Below are 14,813 nucleotides of genomic sequence, written 5' to 3' on the forward strand. Positions count from 1 at the left end.
GCTTGAGGAGCGAATCAGCAGCCCGGTCCAGCACTATGCCTGCAGCATACGAGATCGTAAGGCCGCAAGCCAGAAGGAAACTCGTGTCAGTTTCGAGAGCCCTGGATATCAACCAGCCATCGAGCGCACAGAAAAGGAAACCGACGCCCGCTAGGGTGGCACCCACGCCGATCACCAGAACTTCCGCGAACAGGGCAGTGACGGAAATGCCAGACCCCTCATTCAAAAGCCACACCCCATACATTTGAGAGCTCTTCCAGCCAATCTTCCGGCAACGCCTCACGCCAGGCAGCCGCGAGCCGAAGTGGCATCTCTTCAAGTAATTGAAAGATGATCACGCTCTCTGGCTGCCCTATAAGGATGTACTGCCCGGACTGGCCGACCTCGCTCATCGGACCATACTCGCGGAAGGTGTCATCTAGCTTGGTGAACCTGTGACGCGAAAAGTCAACTAGCTTATGCCCGTATGATTCCGTGTCCACGATCAACGGTGTAAGCACAGGTAGAATCTCTTCCGAGATTGAGATGTCATAGCTAGACGCTACAAAAAGATGAAACACGCGCTCGGCGTGCCGTAGTAGTTGGACCTCTCGAAAATCTGGATTGGACTCCATCTCTTCGACCCCCCGGGCCACTTCCGAGTCGTACAACTCGACTAGCGCTAGGAGACGATACAGCGAGCGTCTGACAACGGGGCTGGCTGGCACGGCTGGCTTGTAAAGCAGGGCATGAGACATCCGGGACCATAGATCCTGAGCTCGTGTCCGCACCTGGATTTCACATTCGAGCGCCGGCATCTCGCTTGTCGGATCATGCCCCGGATCAGCTATTTGGAGGTGAATCTTTGGGTATACAAGCTTTTTCTCGTTGTCCGGTTCGTCACGCTCATCCTCTTCACGGATTATCGTGAATGCTGAGCGGATCACTTCGAGCGCATCATCGATGTCGTTGCTGTGCTCAAGTATTACTCGATCACCGGCCTTATCGGTTATTTCAGCCCAAGGGTCCGAGTATCTTTTCTGTAGCGCCTTTCTGACGAAACTTGCCACATCTTTGCTTCGCCCGTGAACTTCGCACGTTATGCCGTTGGCTGCGACCTCGGTGCGTATAAGATTGGCAACATTAGACGCCAGCGTTTCAAATACCGGCCTTTCGCTTATGTATCTAAGTCGCGCCTCATTCTGAGCCTGGTCCATCAGGGATTTCCAGATCTCGAGGCTTCGTCGGGCGAGCCCCTCCGTGGCCCCGACTCTTCATTTCCTTCAGATGGTCGAGGACTTCAATGCGGCTGAGCCCGTCATCGCTGTCAGCAACTTGCACTATTCCCTCAGTAAGAGCGGAGGGAGGTACAATTACCACGGTCCCGCTATCAAAGGTGTATTGAATCTTCGATAGCTTTGCCCCGACCAGGTAGAGGTCTTTTTCGAAAGGCGTTTTAGGCACACCTGACTCACTCATCAGATGCACGTATACGTCGCGGTCCTCCTCGTCGAGATGCGTGTTGGCGAAACCTCGCACCGAGATGCTACCGCGATTACTCTGCAGTTCTGACAGCAGGGCCATGGTGTAGCGCGTTTGCTTCTCAGAGCTGGAGTTGAAGGAATCTACCCACTTTCCCGACGATTCGAAAAATCGTAGCGTCAACTCCTCGGGCTGCTCTTTCGGCCGACACCCGAGGTAGTCATTAAGGAAAAATCGAGCAATGCGCGACCCAGGAGTCTGCTTATCTGCTACGAACCCCTCAAGCGGGTTTCCCTCATTCCCCGACTGCACGAAAAGACCCGCCTTGTACACCTGCGCCTTCCCCGCGAAAAGCAGGTCGTTCAGGTACACAACTTGAAATGTGTCTTTTCCGTCAACCGAGTCGAATGTTGCACGCATGCCGTTTTCATTTGCGAGTTTCACTATCAGCAGTGCGCGGAGCTCGGCGATTGAGGCATTGGCCACCAAAAGGAGCCCGCCCGAATTAGCGCCATCCTGAGATGACCGCAGCGCTTCGGCCAGGCTCTGAGAAACTGATACAAATCCGGAATCGTCACCCTCCAGGTACTCGCGAACCAAATCAGGTACTTTGGAGGCACGTTGAGCGTCCTCGACGATTTCGCGGCCAGAATTAGCCAGGTCTCCCCGGAACTTTGTCTGTAAGTTTTTAAGAACTTCAGGAGTCAGAGGGCTCGCTACTTGACTCAAGCGCAAAGGTGGCGGACTCGTGTCGCGCTTAAATACTTTCGGAACCTCGTGGACTATGACTTCCCGAATCTTGAGTAAGCCAAAATCGATACCCACAGCACCCCCTGCAATTCCAAGGCCAACTCGAGAGTCGGCAATCACCCCATGTTATGCCAGGGAAGGGAGTGTTGCTAGAGGGAGTCAAAGGTCAAGTGCTTAGGGACCGTCGGAAGAGGTCAGTGGAACGGCTTTGCCAGTGGCCTGCGAGGTCTGGGGGGGCAACGATCAGGCGGTCATACGCCGTTGGCAACTCGGGCAGGCTTCAGGCCTGCCCGCGATCAGCGCGAGTGGGCTCCTGGTCATGCTCGACACGGGACCCGGCCCGGGGAGCTGGCTAGAGCCCTGGATCCGACCGCCACAGCCACGGCCAACCTCGTATGAACCTCAGTAGGAACGGCGCTCGCACTGACTCGCGTGCGCGGGCGGACCGCCGGGCTGGAGTGGGGCGGAGACAGGAGCGCAGGTTGGGCGGGGAGCGAGCCGCCTCGATGTCGTGAAAAAGGTTGTTACTCGGGCCGTCCGAGCAGGCGGCGCCCGTCGTGAGCGCGGATATACGGTGATCCGGTCGAGTTCAGGGTATCCAGTACCGGCACCCCACCCTGATCTGGGCCCTGACGATCGGCCCGACGTCCTCCGGCCGCAAGGGCTCGGCGACGTCGACTGCGCGGCGTGTGCTGGCGGAGGCGCTGCCGGACTTCTTCGGGCCCGAGCACACCCCGCGCGGGCTGAACTCCGGGGAAGGGCTGATCGAGTACGTGAAAGACGACGACAGCGAGGCCGCCTCCCTCGCCAGCTTCGACAAGCGGCTATGGGTCGTGGAGTCGGAGTACGCCGTCACCATGAGCCGCGGCCGCCGGGAGGGCAGCTCGCTGCCCGGCGTGCTGCGCCAAGCGTGGGACGGCGACTCGCTCGGCTCGATGATCCGGGACTCGCTCAAGGCCACGGACCCGCACATCGCGATCCTGGGCCACATCACCCCGGAGGAGTTCCGGGCCAAGATGCAGGACTCGGAGATGGCCGGCGGCACCTACAACCGCTTCCTGCCGATCTTCTGCCACCGCAACCTCGTCCTGCCCGGCTCCCGCGGCGCCAGCCCGGAGCTGGTGGCCAACCTTGCCGCTGGTTGGCGGACCGTCCTGGACGATGCCGCCCGCGTGGAGCAGGTGAAGTTCAGCCCGGCCGCCTGGGAGCTGTACTGCGACCAGGTCTACCCGGCCCTGAGCGACGACTCGGCCGGCGGCGTCATCGCCCAGTTCACCGCCCGGGCTGCCCCGTACGTGCAGCGGGTCGCGATGGTCTACGCCCTGTGCGACCACACCGACACCATCTCCGAAGCCCACATGCGCGCCGCCTGGCAGCTCCTCAACTACGCCCGTGCCTCCGCCGTGCATCTGCTCGGTGACACGACGGGCGATCCGAAGGTGAACAAGCTCGCCGAGGCCGTTCGCGCTGCTGGCCCCGACGGGCTGACCGCTGACCAGGTCCGCCGGCTGTTCAAGAACAGCACGCGCGTGGAACGGGACCGGCTGGCCGCAGAACTGCTGGACCTGCCCGGTTACGCCCGCCGCCAGAGGGCCACCGGCGGCCGTCCGACCACCGTCCTGACCTACGCGGGCTGAGGGCGGTAAGGGCGAAAAGGTCGATAAGCCTGCTGACCTGCGGAAACGACGGGGCGATAAGGGGTGCGATAAGCGGGGCGGTAAGTCAGCCGCTCCGGAGGGCCGGGACTTATCGCACCCCTTTCCGCACCCCTTATCGCCCCCATGAAAGCCCAGGTCAGACGGCTTATCACCCTTACCGCCCTTATCGCCCCGCTCACCTTCCCCCTCTCCTGAGCCGTTCCCCTGCCGAGGAGGCATGCCCCGATGCATGTAGTACCGCCCACAACACCGGAGGCTCTCACCATCCCCGAGGTCATGACCGCCCTGCGCTTGAGCCGCAGCAAGGTCTACGACCTCATCCGATCCCGTCAGTTGGCGAGCTTCACCGTCGGGCGCGCACGGCGCGTTTCTCCCGACAGCCTGCGCGCCTTCATCCAGGAGCAGATCGAGGAGAACGCCGCCTGATGGCAGCCCGAAAGAGGAACCCCAACGGCGCCGGCAGCATCTGGCAGCGCAAAGACGGCCGCTGGGGAGGACGCGTCTACGTCCCGCAGCCCGACGGCACACGTAAGCGCAAGACCGTCTACGGCGCTACCTGGGAAGAGTGCGACGAGAAGCGACAGGAACTCGTTCGGCGCGACCGTCAGGGCATTCCGACGCCTTCCCGGTCGCCCAAGCTCGCCGAATGGCTGCCCTACTGGCTGGAGGAGTACGTAAAGCCGCAGCGGAAGCGCACTACGTACATCAAGTACGAGATGCACACGCGGCTCTACCTCGTGCCGCTCCTGGGCAGCCGCCGCCTGGAGTCGCTCACCACGGCGAATGTGCGGCGGATGCTTTCAGCGGTCACCAAGCAGACGTCAGCGGCAACCGCAAAGGAGGCTCACCGCGTGCTGCGCACAGCCTTGACGGCCGCCTGCCGAGAGGAAGTGATCAGCCGCAACGTGGCGCAGTTGGTCCCGGCACCGCAGGTCGAGCCGCGCGAGCTCCACCCGTGGTCGCTGGACGAGACCCTGACGTTTCTGGAAGCCGCGCGGCGCGACCCGCTATATCCCGCCTTCGTCCTGGCCATCGCTCTCGGCCTGCGTCGAGGAGAGATTCTGGGCCTGCACTGGCGGGACGTGGATTTCGACCGGCGGACACTGACGGTCCGGACCACGCTGAATCGCGGCGGCAGGGACCTGTACCTGGATTCCACCAAGAACCGGCGGGCGAGGGTGATCCCAGTTCCGCTCATGTGCGTGGCTCCGCTGCGGTGGCAGCGCCTGCGGCAGGCCGGTCAGCGGGCCGACGTCGGCGCGAAGTGGCACGACAGCGGTCTGGTCTTCACTACGCGCAGCGGGCTGCCCATCGAACCGCGGAACCTCTACCGATCCTTCCTCCGGATCACGGAGTCAGCCGGCCTGCCACAGGTCCGTTTACACGACACACGGCACGGATGCGCGTCCCTGCTCTTCGCGGCCGGCATCGCGCCGCGGACCGTGATGGAGATCCTGGGGCACTCCCAGATCGCCGTCACGATGAACGTCTACACCCACGTGAATGACGATCATCGGCGCGAGGCGATGAGTCACATGGACCGGCTGCTCAAGCGGCGCCGGTAACGGGGACTGCCGTCAACTTCTACCGTCAACGCCCCCGTGATCGACGATCACGGGGGCGTTTTCCCTGGTCACGGGTAGAGCCCCCTGTCGGATTCGAACCGACGACCTTCGCTTTACAAGAGCGGTGCTCTGGCCAGCTGAGCTAAGGAGGCGTGTCTGGAGAAGTGTACCCAGGGCTGCAGGTTACCTGGGCGGAGAATTTTGGTGATGTCCGGGCTACTGACACCGGGTGCCGGGGCCGGTACCGTCCCTGGCAGTTCGTGTGCAGTGGACTACACCACATCGCGCACCGGGCTGCCCCATTCATTCCTTTACTCGGATCGTCCGGCACGTTCCTGCCGGTGAAGGGACACATCACCATGGCTACGGTCACGTACGACCAGGCAACCCGCATCTACCCGGGTGCCGACAAGCCCGCCGTCGATCAGCTCGACATCCAGATCGAGGACGGGGAGTTCCTCGTCCTGGTCGGGCCGTCCGGGTGCGGCAAGTCCACCTCCCTGCGGATGCTCGCGGGCCTGGAGGACGTCAACGGCGGCTCGATCCGCATCGGCGACCGCGACGTCACGCACCTTCCGCCCAAGGACCGGGACATCGCCATGGTGTTCCAGAACTACGCGCTGTACCCGCACATGACGGTCGCGGACAACATGGGCTTCGCGCTCAAGATCGCGGGCGTGAACAAGGCCGAGATCCGGCAGAAGGTCGAGGACGCGGCGAAGATCCTGGATCTGACGGAGTACTTGGGGAGGAAGCCCAAGGCTCTGTCCGGTGGTCAGCGGCAGCGGGTGGCGATGGGGCGCGCGATCGTGCGCGAGCCTCAGGTGTTCCTCATGGACGAGCCGCTGTCGAACCTGGACGCGAAGCTCCGCGTGCAGACGCGTACGCAGATCGCGGGGCTGCAGCGGCGGCTCGGGATCACGACCGTGTACGTCACGCACGACCAGGTCGAGGCCATGACGATGGGCGACCGGGTGGCCGTACTCAAGGACGGGCTGCTGCAGCAGATCGACTCGCCGCGGAACATGTACGACCGGCCGGCGAATCTGTTCGTGGCCGGGTTCATCGGGTCGCCTGCGATGAACCTGGTCGAGGTTCCCATCACCGATGGGGGCGTGAAGTTCGGGAACAGTGTCGTACCGGTGAGCCGGGAGGCGCTGAGCGCGGCGGCGGACAAGGGGGACCGTACGGTCACGGTCGGCGTGCGGCCCGAGCACTTCGACATCGTGGAGCAGAACGGCAGCGCGGCGAAGACGCTGGCCAAGGAGGCCGCGGACGCGCCGGCGGGGCTCGCCGTGACGGTCAACGTCGTCGAGGAGCTGGGCGCGGACGGTTACGTGTACGGCACCGCCGAGGTCGGCGGCGAGGTCAAGGACCTGGTCGTGCGCGTCAACGGCCGGCAGGTGCCGGAGAAGGGCACGCAGGTGCACGTCGTGCCGCGGCCGGGCGAGACGCACGTCTTCTCCACGTCGACGGGCGAGCGGCTCAGCGACTGAAGGACCCGTCGCATCCCCCGCGTCAGACCCGTGAGCATGTTGTAGGTGCCCGGAACGGGTGAGTTTTGGCGGCGGGCGGGGTGGTCTTCCTTGTGGAGGGCCGCCTCGGCCGCCGTTTTCGCAGTTCTGCCCGCTGGTTCAGGGGGACGCGAACTGCTTGCGGTACGGGCGGTTTGAGGCGGCGGGTGGGATGGGGAAGTACGTGAGCTTCCCGGTTGTCGACAAATACCCCGGCAGTTCGGCCATTTCGAGCAGTGTGCGTCAACATCATTTAACGGACGACAGGCGAATTCGTCCCTCGACCGGGTGACTAAATGTCGCCATATCATCACTGCTCGCTACCATCACGGACGTGAACTCCGCAGCCCGGCGTATCGGCCGAACTCTCGCTCTCGTCCTGCCCGTCGTCCTCGTGCTCTCCGGGACGCTCGCCGTCACCCGCGTGCCGTGGGCCTCGCCGACCTCCGACTCGCAGGTGCTCACCGCGTCCTCCGGTACGGCCACCAGCCAGCAGCAGGCCCGCCACAGAGCCCCCCAGGAGGTCCTGCGCGACCAGCTCCTGGCCGAACTCCAGGAGAAGAACCCGGGGACCGCCCTGACGCACCTCCAGGAAGCCACCACCAAGCGTCCGTCGCTGGCCAAGCACTGCGCGTCCATCGCCCGCGCCCTGGGGCGCGCCGCGGTCGAGAAGTACGGCGCCTCGCACCGTGCGCAGGCGTACTCGCGGCCGGTCTGTGACACGTCGTTCGCGAGCGGGGTCGCCACTGCGAAGTGACAGGTGACGTACGTACACGGCGCACCACGTTCCCTCCCGAAAGCACGCCGGACACGGCGTCCCTACCGGAAGCGCGTCGGACACGGCGTTCCCTACCGGAGCGCCCCGGAATCCGGCCGTCGACCCCCTGATCGCGGTGGCCACCATCGGCCACCGCGATCGCCGCATAGGGTGCGGAACATGACAGGCGTCCCGTATCCGCATCCCACGCAGGCCGTGGTCCTGGCAGGCGGCCAGGGCTCGCGGCTCCGCCCGTACACCGATGACCGGCCCAAGCCGATGGTCGAGATCCCGGGCACCGGAACCCCGATCATCGGCCACCAACTCGCCTGGCTGGCCGCCGAGGGCGTCACCGACGCGGTCGTCTCCTGCGGCCACCTCGCCGAGGTCCTCCAGGACTGGCTCGACCAGGCCGAACTGCCCTTGCGGGTCACCACGGTCGTGGAGACCGAACCGCTGGGCCGCGGCGGCGGACTGAAGTACGCCGCCGCATCGCTCCCCCGCCCCGACCAGCCCTGGTACGCCACCAACGGCGACATCTGGACGCGCTTCTCCCTGCGCGAGATGGCGGACTTCCACCACGAGCGGGGCGCGGAGGCCACGCTGGCGCTGGCCCGGCCGCGCATCCCCTGGGGCGCCGTCGAGACGGACCCCTTCGGGCACGTACTGGACTTCATCGAGGCGCCGCCCTCGCCGTACCTGATCAACGCGGGCGTGTACGTCTTCTCCGCGGCCTTCAGAGGGCTGCTGCCGGACCGTGGCGACCACGAACGGATGACGTTCCCGCGGCTCGCGCGCGAGCGCCGGCTGGCCGGTTTCCCGCTGCCGCACGGCGCCTACTGGCGCGCGATCGACACGACGAAGGACCTCACCGAGGCCGCGAGCGAGCTCGCCCGGTATGGCCACGGGCACGGGCAGGCGCAGAGCCAGGTCCGCTGAACGCACACGGGCATGGCCGACCCCGCTGAGCGGCCGACTCCGGTAGCAGCTCCACGTGCCAAGTACTCGTAACGTCCAGTCGCCACACCTCATACGTCATCCCCTTCACCCCCGGGTCGGGGTCGTGAAGGGGATGACGAATGCGCTGAGGGCCTACAGACAGCCCGCCGTCAGCCCAGCAGCCCGCCCAGCGTGCCGCCGCCGGAGGAGCCTCCTGAGGAGCCGCCGGAGGACGAGCCGCCCGAGGAGCCGCCCGTCGTGCCGCCGCCCGTGCCGGCCGTGGAGGTCGGGGCCTGGGTGGCGGGCGGCGGCTCGGCCGGGGCCGACTGCTGCGGCGGGCCGCTCGTGGCTTGGCCGGGCTGGGCGCCCTGGGTGGCGCCGGCCGTCTCCCTGGCCGTGCTCGGCTGCGAGGCCGGCGGGGAGGCCGAGGAGTCCGTACCGCGGGAGGCGCCGGCGGTGGGCGAGGCGCTGCTGCCCTGCGAGGCGCCGGCCGTGCGGCCACTGTCCGTACCGCCCGTGGCTCGCGGGGTGTGCAGCGGGCGGCCGGGCAGGCTGTTGGTCGGCGGCTCGCCCGGCTTCGGAACGGTCGGGCCGGAGGCGGACCGTACGGCGCCGCCCAGGAGGGAACCGATCAGCAGCGTCAGGCCGGCGACCACCGCGGTCATCACGGCGCCGCGGCGCAGTACTCGACGCCGCAGGTCCCAGACCTCGACGCGGGGGCCGAGGTTGCGCCAGGCCTCGCCGGCCAGCCGCGCGTCCAGGGAGTAGACGGGGGCGCCCGCGATGACCAGGGGGCTCCAGGCGGCGAGGTAGATGATGTCCGGCGCGTCGTACACGGGGACGTTTCGCCAGCTGACGGTCATCAGGAGGGCGGCCGAGAGCAGCGCGCCCATGGAGGCGGCGACCCGCTGCCAGAGGCCGCAGACGGTCAGTACGCCGACGACGACCTGGAGGAAGGCGACGGTGAGGCCGGCGCCGACCGGGTGCGCGAGCGCGAAGTCGCGCAGCGGCATGGCGAGCGTCCACGGGTCCAGCGACTCCAGCCACTTGACCATGGAGCCGCGCTCGCCGCCGTCGAAGTAGACGGGGTCGCAGAGCTTGCCCATGCCCGCGTAGATGGTGATGAAACCGAGGAAGACGCGCAGCGGGAGCAGGACGACGCCGAGGTTCATCCGGCGGTCGGGGTAGAACGCCTGCTTGTCGCCGGCGAAGCGGCGGCCGCCGTCCTGGCGGGGCTCGAATTCGGCGTCGCTGTACGGAGCTTCGCTGCCGTACGGGCCTTCGTGGCCGTACGGCGCTTCGCCCCAGGCGCCGCCGGAGCCGCCGTCCGGGCCGGGGGCCGAACCGTCGTACGGGCCGGCGGCGGACCCCTCACGGGAACCGTCGTACGGACCCGCGTACGAGCCGTCGGACGCATCGGTGTACGACTCGGTGTGCGAATCGGCGTACGCACCGGTGTACGCACCGGCGTGGGCGTACGTGTCGTCCGACCAGCCGGCGTCCGAGGGGCGGGCCTGCGGGACTTGGGGCAGCAGCTCGGTGTCGTCGGAGGCGCCGCGGGGCCCGATCACGCCGGCCGACGGGGGCGGCGCGAAGGAGGGGGTCTCCCCGGGCCGGACCCTGGGCAGGACCTGGGTCGCGCCGGCGTCGTCGCTCCGGCCCGCGTTGTTCCGCACGGCGTGCAGAAGTTGGGTGGTGGGGGCGGTGGTGTCGCCCGGTGTCGTACGGCCGCTCCAGACGACGGGCGCGCGCCGCCGGGCGGGCCCGGACGCGCCGGGGCCGGCAGCGGCGGTACCCGGGCCGGACGCGGCGCCTGCCGTGGCACCCCGCGCGGCGCCCGCCGACACGGGGGCCGCGAGCTGCACGCGGAAGCTGGCGTGATTGACGATGACCTGCGCGGGGTCGCACGGCACCTTGACCGAGCTCAGTACCGGCTCGTCATCGAAGCCCGGCGAGCGTCCCCCCGTAGGCGTGCGGGGTGTTCTGGTGTCCACGCTCATCTAACCGAGTGACCAGCGTTTAAGACACTGCCTTGACCGCGTCGATCTGTCCGAGACCCGTCAAAACTTCCCGTACAGAACAGAGGGTTACGTTCTGCCCCGAGTTGCGGACGGAGTTTGCCCAGGTATGGGGCGGCGGATGAGAGAGCGTGCGCGCGGGGGCGGGCTGCTGCCCGCCCCCGCTGAGCGAACGAGCGTCACGCCCGGCGGCGGGCCGCCTCCCACAGGACGACGCCCGCGGCGACGCCCGCGTTCAGCGACTCGGCGCCGCCCGGCATCGGGATGCGGACGCGTACGTCACAGGTCTCGCCGACCAGGCGCGAGAGGCCCTTGCCCTCGCTGCCGACGACGATGACGACCGGGCCGTCCAGCGCCTCCAGGTCCTGCAGCTCGACCTCGCCGTCGGCCGCCAGACCCACGACGATCATGCCGGCCTTCTGGTACGACTCCAGCGTGCGGGTGAGGTTGGTGGCGCGCGCGACCGGCGTGCGCGCCGCGGTACCGGCGGAGGTCTTCCACGCGCCCGCCGTCATTCCGGCCGCGCGCCGCTCCGGTACGACCACACCGTGGCCGCCGAACGCGGATACCGAACGGACCACCGCACCGAGGTTGCGCGGGTCCGTGACGCCGTCGAGCGCGACGATCATCGGGTCCTCGCCGACGTCGAACGCGGCCGCGGCCAGGTCCTCCGGGTGCGCGTACTCGTACGGCGGGATCTGCAGGACCAGGCCCTGGTGGTTGAGCCCATTGGTCATCCGGTCCAGCTCGGGGCGCGGCGCCTCCAGGATGTTCATGCCGCGGTCGGCGGCGAGCTGGAGCGCCTCGCGCACCCGCTCGTCGCTGTCGATGAACTGCTGGACGTAGAGGGTCGTCGCGGGGATGTCCTCGCGCAGCGCCTCCACGACCGGGTTACGGCCGACGACCAGCTCGGCCGTGCCCTTGGCGCCGCCGCGGCGCGGGGCCGGGCGGCGGTGGGCCGCCTGCTTGGCCTTCGCGTTGGCGACGCGGTTCTTCACATGTCCCTTGCGGGCGGACGCGGGCGGGGTGGGGCCCTTGCCCTCCAGGCCCCGGCGGCGCTGGCCGCCGCTGCCGACCTGCATGCCCTTCTTGTTGGACGTGCGGCGGTTCCTGCGCTGGCTGTTGCCGGCCATGGGTCACCTGTTTCTTACTGCTCTCGACGTCTCGCGACGTGGAAGTGATGTCTGCTGCGTATACGTATGAGTGTCGCCCGCGGCGCCCTGGGCGGGCTACCGGGGCGGGGCTGCGCCGCCCGCGTCCACCGGGGCGCGGGCGTCGCTGTCGGTCACGACAGTGACCAGCGCGGCCCCGACGGCGTGTCCTCGATGGCGAGCCCGGACTGCTGGAGCTGGTCGCGGATCGCGTCGGCGGTGGCGTAGTCCTTACGGGCGCGGGCCGCCTGGCGCTGGTCCAGGACCATGCGGACGAGGGAGTCGACGACGCCGTGCAGGTCCTCGCCGCGCTCCGAGGCGCCGCCGGACCACTGCTCGTCCAGCGGGTCCAGGCCCAGCACGCCGAGCATGGCACGGACCTCGGCCAGCCGGGCGACGGCCGCTTCCTTGTCGTCCGCGGCCAGGGCGGAATTGCCCTGCCGTACGGCGGTGTGCACGATCGCCAGCGCCTGCGGGACGCCCAGGTCGTCGTCCATCGCCTCGGCGAAGGCCAGCGGCACCTCGGCGGCGGGCTCGACCGGCCCGCCGGCCAGCTCCACGACGCGCTGGACGAAGCCCTCGATGCGCGCGAACGCGGACTCGGCCTCGCGCAGCGCTTCCTCGCTGTACTCGATCATCGAACGGTAGTGCGGGGTGCCGAGGTAGTAGCGCAGCACGATGGGGCGCCAGCGCTTGACCATCTCGGAGACGAGCACGGAATTGCCCAGCGACTTGGACATCTTCTCGCCGCTCATCGTGACCCAGGCGTTGTGCGCCCAGTACCGCGCGAACTCGTCGCCGTAGGCCTTGGCCTGCGCGATCTCGTTCTCGTGGTGCGGGAAGACGAGGTCGACGCCACCGCCGTGGATGTCGAAGACCTCACCCAGGTACTTGTGGGCCATGGCCGAGCACTCCAGGTGCCAGCCGGGCCGGCCGCGGCCCCACGGGGTCTCCCAGCTGGGCTCCCCCTCCTTGGCCGCCTTCCACATCGCGAAGTCGCGCGGGTCGCGCTTGCCGGTCTCGCCCTCGCCGGACGGCTGCAGCAGCTTGTCCAGCTCCTGGCCGGAGAGCTCCAGATAGCCGGGGAAGGAGCGCACGTCGAAGTAGACGTTGCCGTCGGCGGCGTAGGCGTGGCCACGCTCGATCAGGCCGCGCATCATTTCGATCATCTCGGGGACGTGTCCGGTCGCGCGCGGCTCGTACGTCGGCCGCAGGCAGCCGAGGGTGTCGTACGCGGTGTTGAACGCGACCTCGTTCTCGTACCCGATCGACCACCAGGGGCGGCCCTGCTCGGCCGACTTCTTGATGATCTTGTCGTCGATGTCCGTGACATTCCGCACGAACGTCACGTCGTAGCCGCGGTACTCGAACCAGCGGCGCATGATGTCGAAGTTCAGTCCCGACCGGATGTGCCCGATGTGCGGGGCGGCCTGCACGGTCGCGCCACACAGGTAGATCGAGACGCAGCCCGGCGTGAGCGGGGTGAAGTCACGGATCTGCCGGGCGCTGGTGTCGTACAGGCGAATGGTCACGCATCAAGGGTAGACGGAACGAGGCAGTGCCCCGCGACCCGATGGCCCACGGGGACACAGAAGCGTGATATTCGCGGGTGTTCCACACCACTTCGGGGTGGTACGTCCGGGGATGTGGGGTGCGGGCGGAGGCGGTACGGGACGGGGTCCTCCGCCGGACCGGTCAGAGGCGTCCGACGATCTTCCGCGGGGTGATGCGGACGACCACACGAGTGCCGTCCCGGCCGGCCCTCGTGTTGAACTCCGCGTACCGCTTGCCCGTGTACTTCACCGAGAGCTCGTCGAGCAGCTCCTGCGCGCCTTCGGTGGTGAGCTCCGCGGTGCCGCGTATCTCCGCGTAGATGTACGGGTCGTCGGCGGGCTGGACGACGACGGTCACCCGGGGGTCGCGCCGCAGGTTCAGCGCCTTGCGGCGGTCCTCGGTCGTGGAGAACAGGAGGTCGTCGCCGTCCCGCTTGATCCACACCGGGGAGACCTGCGGGCTGCCGTCGGGCTGGATGGTGGCCACGGTGACCAGCACCTGTGAATCGAGAACCTTCTTGAGACCCTCGGAAAGCTCGACTGCCACGGCGGTTCCCCCCTGCGGAACGTACGGAGCGTACGGAACGGACTCGATCGGATGCTGCTGCCGGGCCAACGTCCGTGCGGGGCAGGGAATTCCCCAGGGGCGAAGAATTCACCCTGGGGCGCGAGGAGTTCGGCGCTGCGCCCGTATGCGCAGACCTTGAGGCCCCCACCCCGTCTGACGAATGGGGGGCGGGGGTTGTTCCCTGTGGTCGGAGCGGCGGCCGCTGTTACGCCGTGCGGAACACCAAGGCTGTGGCCAGGGCTGCGAGGCCCTCGGCTCGGCCGGTGAGGCCGAGGCCGTCGGTGGTGGTGCCGGAGACCGCTACGGGGGCGCCGGCTGCGGCCGAGAGGGCCTTCTGGGCCTCCTCGCGGCGCTTGCCGATCTTCGGGCGTACGCCGATGACCTGGACGGCGATGTTGCCGATCTCGAAGCCCTCGGCCCGGACGATGCGGGCGGCCTCGGCGAGCAGGGTCACGCCGGAGGCACCGGACCACTCGGGGCGGCTCGTACCGAAGTGCGCGCCGAGGTCACCGATGCCGGCCGCGGAGAAGAGGGCGTCACAGGCGGCGTGCGCGACCACGTCGCCGTCGCTGTGCCCGGCGAGGCCGTAGCCGCCGCTGGCCGCCTCGTCCCAGAGCAGGCCGGCGCACCACAGCTCACGCCCCTGCTCAAAGGCGTGTACGTCCGTCCCGATCCCCACCTGGGGCAACGCGACCATGAAAATTTCCTCCCTGCGAGTGAACATCGAACCGCGCGGGCCGCCGTACGGAACTCCGCCCCGCCCCCGCTCGTCGGACGGGTAGGGGACCACCCCCCACCGCCCCGTATACGCCCCCACCCCACCTCAAACCCCGCCCCCGCGAAGCCGCCCAGGCCCCGAAGCCACCCGGCCGGCCGCCC

General features: G+C 67.8%; 13 protein-coding genes and 1 tRNA gene. 6 read left to right on the top strand and 8 right to left on the bottom strand.

The window, feature by feature from the left end; genetic code table 11:
* Positions 1–218: 218 nt before the first annotated feature.
* Together AB0I82_RS30495 and AB0I82_RS30500 are read right to left on the bottom strand one after the other, a co-directional pair.
* Positions 219–1,196 carry a hypothetical protein gene (locus tag AB0I82_RS30495; RefSeq protein ID WP_363260618.1) on the bottom strand — a complete coding sequence of 326 codons (978 nt, stop codon included), beginning with the start codon at positions 1,194–1,196 and terminating at the stop codon, positions 219–221.
* The gene (locus tag AB0I82_RS30500; RefSeq protein WP_363260619.1) at positions 1,177–2,286 is read right to left on the bottom strand and encodes a nucleoid-associated protein; all 1,110 of its coding nucleotides are present in this window, start codon (positions 2,284–2,286) and stop codon (positions 1,177–1,179) included. Before AB0I82_RS30500 ends, AB0I82_RS30495 begins: the two co-directional genes overlap by 20 nt.
* A gap of 614 nt (positions 2,287–2,900) precedes the next feature.
* Here AB0I82_RS30500 and AB0I82_RS30505 point away from each other — a divergent pair.
* From AB0I82_RS30505 to AB0I82_RS30515, 3 genes are all read left to right on the top strand, one after another.
* Complete coding sequence (locus tag AB0I82_RS30505; RefSeq protein ID WP_363260620.1) at positions 2,901–3,848, top strand: DUF3987 domain-containing protein; 948 nt, start codon at positions 2,901–2,903, stop codon at positions 3,846–3,848.
* A gap of 246 nt (positions 3,849–4,094) precedes the next feature.
* On the top strand, positions 4,095–4,295 hold the full coding sequence (locus AB0I82_RS30510; protein ID WP_363260622.1) for a helix-turn-helix domain-containing protein: 201 nt from the start codon (positions 4,095–4,097) through the stop codon (positions 4,293–4,295).
* A complete protein-coding gene (locus tag AB0I82_RS30515; protein WP_363260623.1) occupies positions 4,295–5,434 on the top strand; it encodes a site-specific integrase in 1,140 nt (379 codons plus the stop codon). The genes AB0I82_RS30510 and AB0I82_RS30515 overlap by 1 nt, the downstream gene beginning before the upstream one ends.
* A 78-nt stretch (positions 5,435–5,512) precedes the next feature.
* On the opposite strand, the gene AB0I82_RS30520 is transcribed toward AB0I82_RS30515, so the two are convergent.
* Positions 5,513–5,586: transfer RNA gene (locus AB0I82_RS30520), tRNA-Thr, on the bottom strand.
* 207 nt (positions 5,587–5,793) lie between these two features.
* On the opposite strand from AB0I82_RS30520, the gene ugpC reads away from it, so the two are divergent.
* The 3 genes from ugpC to AB0I82_RS30535 all read left to right on the top strand — a co-directional run bounded on the left by ugpC (position 5,794) and on the right by AB0I82_RS30535 (position 8,644).
* Entirely contained in the window at positions 5,794–6,930 is a 1,137-nt protein-coding gene (ugpC, locus tag AB0I82_RS30525) for a sn-glycerol-3-phosphate ABC transporter ATP-binding protein UgpC (RefSeq protein ID WP_363260624.1), read from the top strand.
* A gap of 352 nt (positions 6,931–7,282) precedes the next feature.
* Positions 7,283–7,705, top strand: a complete 423-nt coding sequence (locus tag AB0I82_RS30530; protein ID WP_363260625.1) for a hypothetical protein — start codon at positions 7,283–7,285, stop codon at positions 7,703–7,705.
* A gap of 180 nt (positions 7,706–7,885) precedes the next feature.
* A complete protein-coding gene (locus tag AB0I82_RS30535; protein ID WP_363260626.1) occupies positions 7,886–8,644 on the top strand; it encodes a nucleotidyltransferase family protein in 759 nt (252 codons plus the stop codon).
* A 170-nt stretch (positions 8,645–8,814) separates the two neighbouring features.
* Here AB0I82_RS30535 and AB0I82_RS30540 read toward each other — a convergent pair whose 3' ends face one another.
* From AB0I82_RS30540 to ispF, 5 genes are all read right to left on the bottom strand, one after another.
* Positions 8,815–10,644 (bottom strand): DoxX family membrane protein, encoded by a 1,830-nt coding sequence (locus AB0I82_RS30540; RefSeq protein ID WP_363260627.1) that lies wholly within the window; start codon positions 10,642–10,644, stop codon positions 8,815–8,817.
* Between the two features lie 197 nt (positions 10,645–10,841).
* Entirely contained in the window at positions 10,842–11,795 is a 954-nt protein-coding gene (gene rlmB / locus AB0I82_RS30545) for a 23S rRNA (guanosine(2251)-2'-O)-methyltransferase RlmB (protein WP_363260628.1), read from the bottom strand.
* Between the two features lie 152 nt (positions 11,796–11,947).
* Positions 11,948–13,345: a cysteine--tRNA ligase gene (cysS, locus tag AB0I82_RS30550; protein ID WP_363260629.1), complete on the bottom strand. Its 1,398-nt coding sequence runs from the start codon at positions 13,343–13,345 to the stop codon at positions 11,948–11,950.
* 163 nt (positions 13,346–13,508) lie between these two features.
* A complete protein-coding gene (locus tag AB0I82_RS30555; RefSeq protein ID WP_363260630.1) occupies positions 13,509–13,913 on the bottom strand; it encodes a PPOX class F420-dependent oxidoreductase in 405 nt (134 codons plus the stop codon).
* 226 nt (positions 13,914–14,139) lie between these two features.
* Complete coding sequence (gene ispF / locus AB0I82_RS30560; protein WP_363260631.1) at positions 14,140–14,631, bottom strand: 2-C-methyl-D-erythritol 2,4-cyclodiphosphate synthase; 492 nt, start codon at positions 14,629–14,631, stop codon at positions 14,140–14,142.
* Between the last annotated feature and the right edge of the window lie 182 nt (positions 14,632–14,813).

The organism is Streptomyces sp. NPDC050315, from assembly GCF_040655775.1.
GTDB lineage: Bacteria > Actinomycetota > Actinomycetes > Streptomycetales > Streptomycetaceae > Streptomyces.

Bases quoted from the DNA above. Each gene is read 5' to 3' on its own strand.
- AB0I82_RS30495 (WP_363260618.1), bottom strand. From the start codon at position 1,196: ATGGACCAGGCTCAGAATGAGGCGCGACTTAGATACATAAGCGAAAGG.
- AB0I82_RS30510 (WP_363260622.1), top strand. From the start codon at position 4,095: ATGCATGTAGTACCGCCCACAACACCGGAGGCTCTCACCATCCCCGAG.
- AB0I82_RS30515 (WP_363260623.1), top strand. From the start codon at position 4,295: ATGGCAGCCCGAAAGAGGAACCCCAACGGCGCCGGCAGCATCTGGCAG.
- ugpC (WP_363260624.1), top strand. From the start codon at position 5,794: ATGGCTACGGTCACGTACGACCAGGCAACCCGCATCTACCCGGGTGCC.
- AB0I82_RS30535 (WP_363260626.1), top strand. From the start codon at position 7,886: ATGACAGGCGTCCCGTATCCGCATCCCACGCAGGCCGTGGTCCTGGCA.
- AB0I82_RS30540 (WP_363260627.1), bottom strand. From the start codon at position 10,644: ATGAGCGTGGACACCAGAACACCCCGCACGCCTACGGGGGGACGCTCG.
- rlmB (WP_363260628.1), bottom strand. From the start codon at position 11,795: ATGGCCGGCAACAGCCAGCGCAGGAACCGCCGCACGTCCAACAAGAAG.
- ispF (WP_363260631.1), bottom strand. From the start codon at position 14,631: ATGGTCGCGTTGCCCCAGGTGGGGATCGGGACGGACGTACACGCCTTT.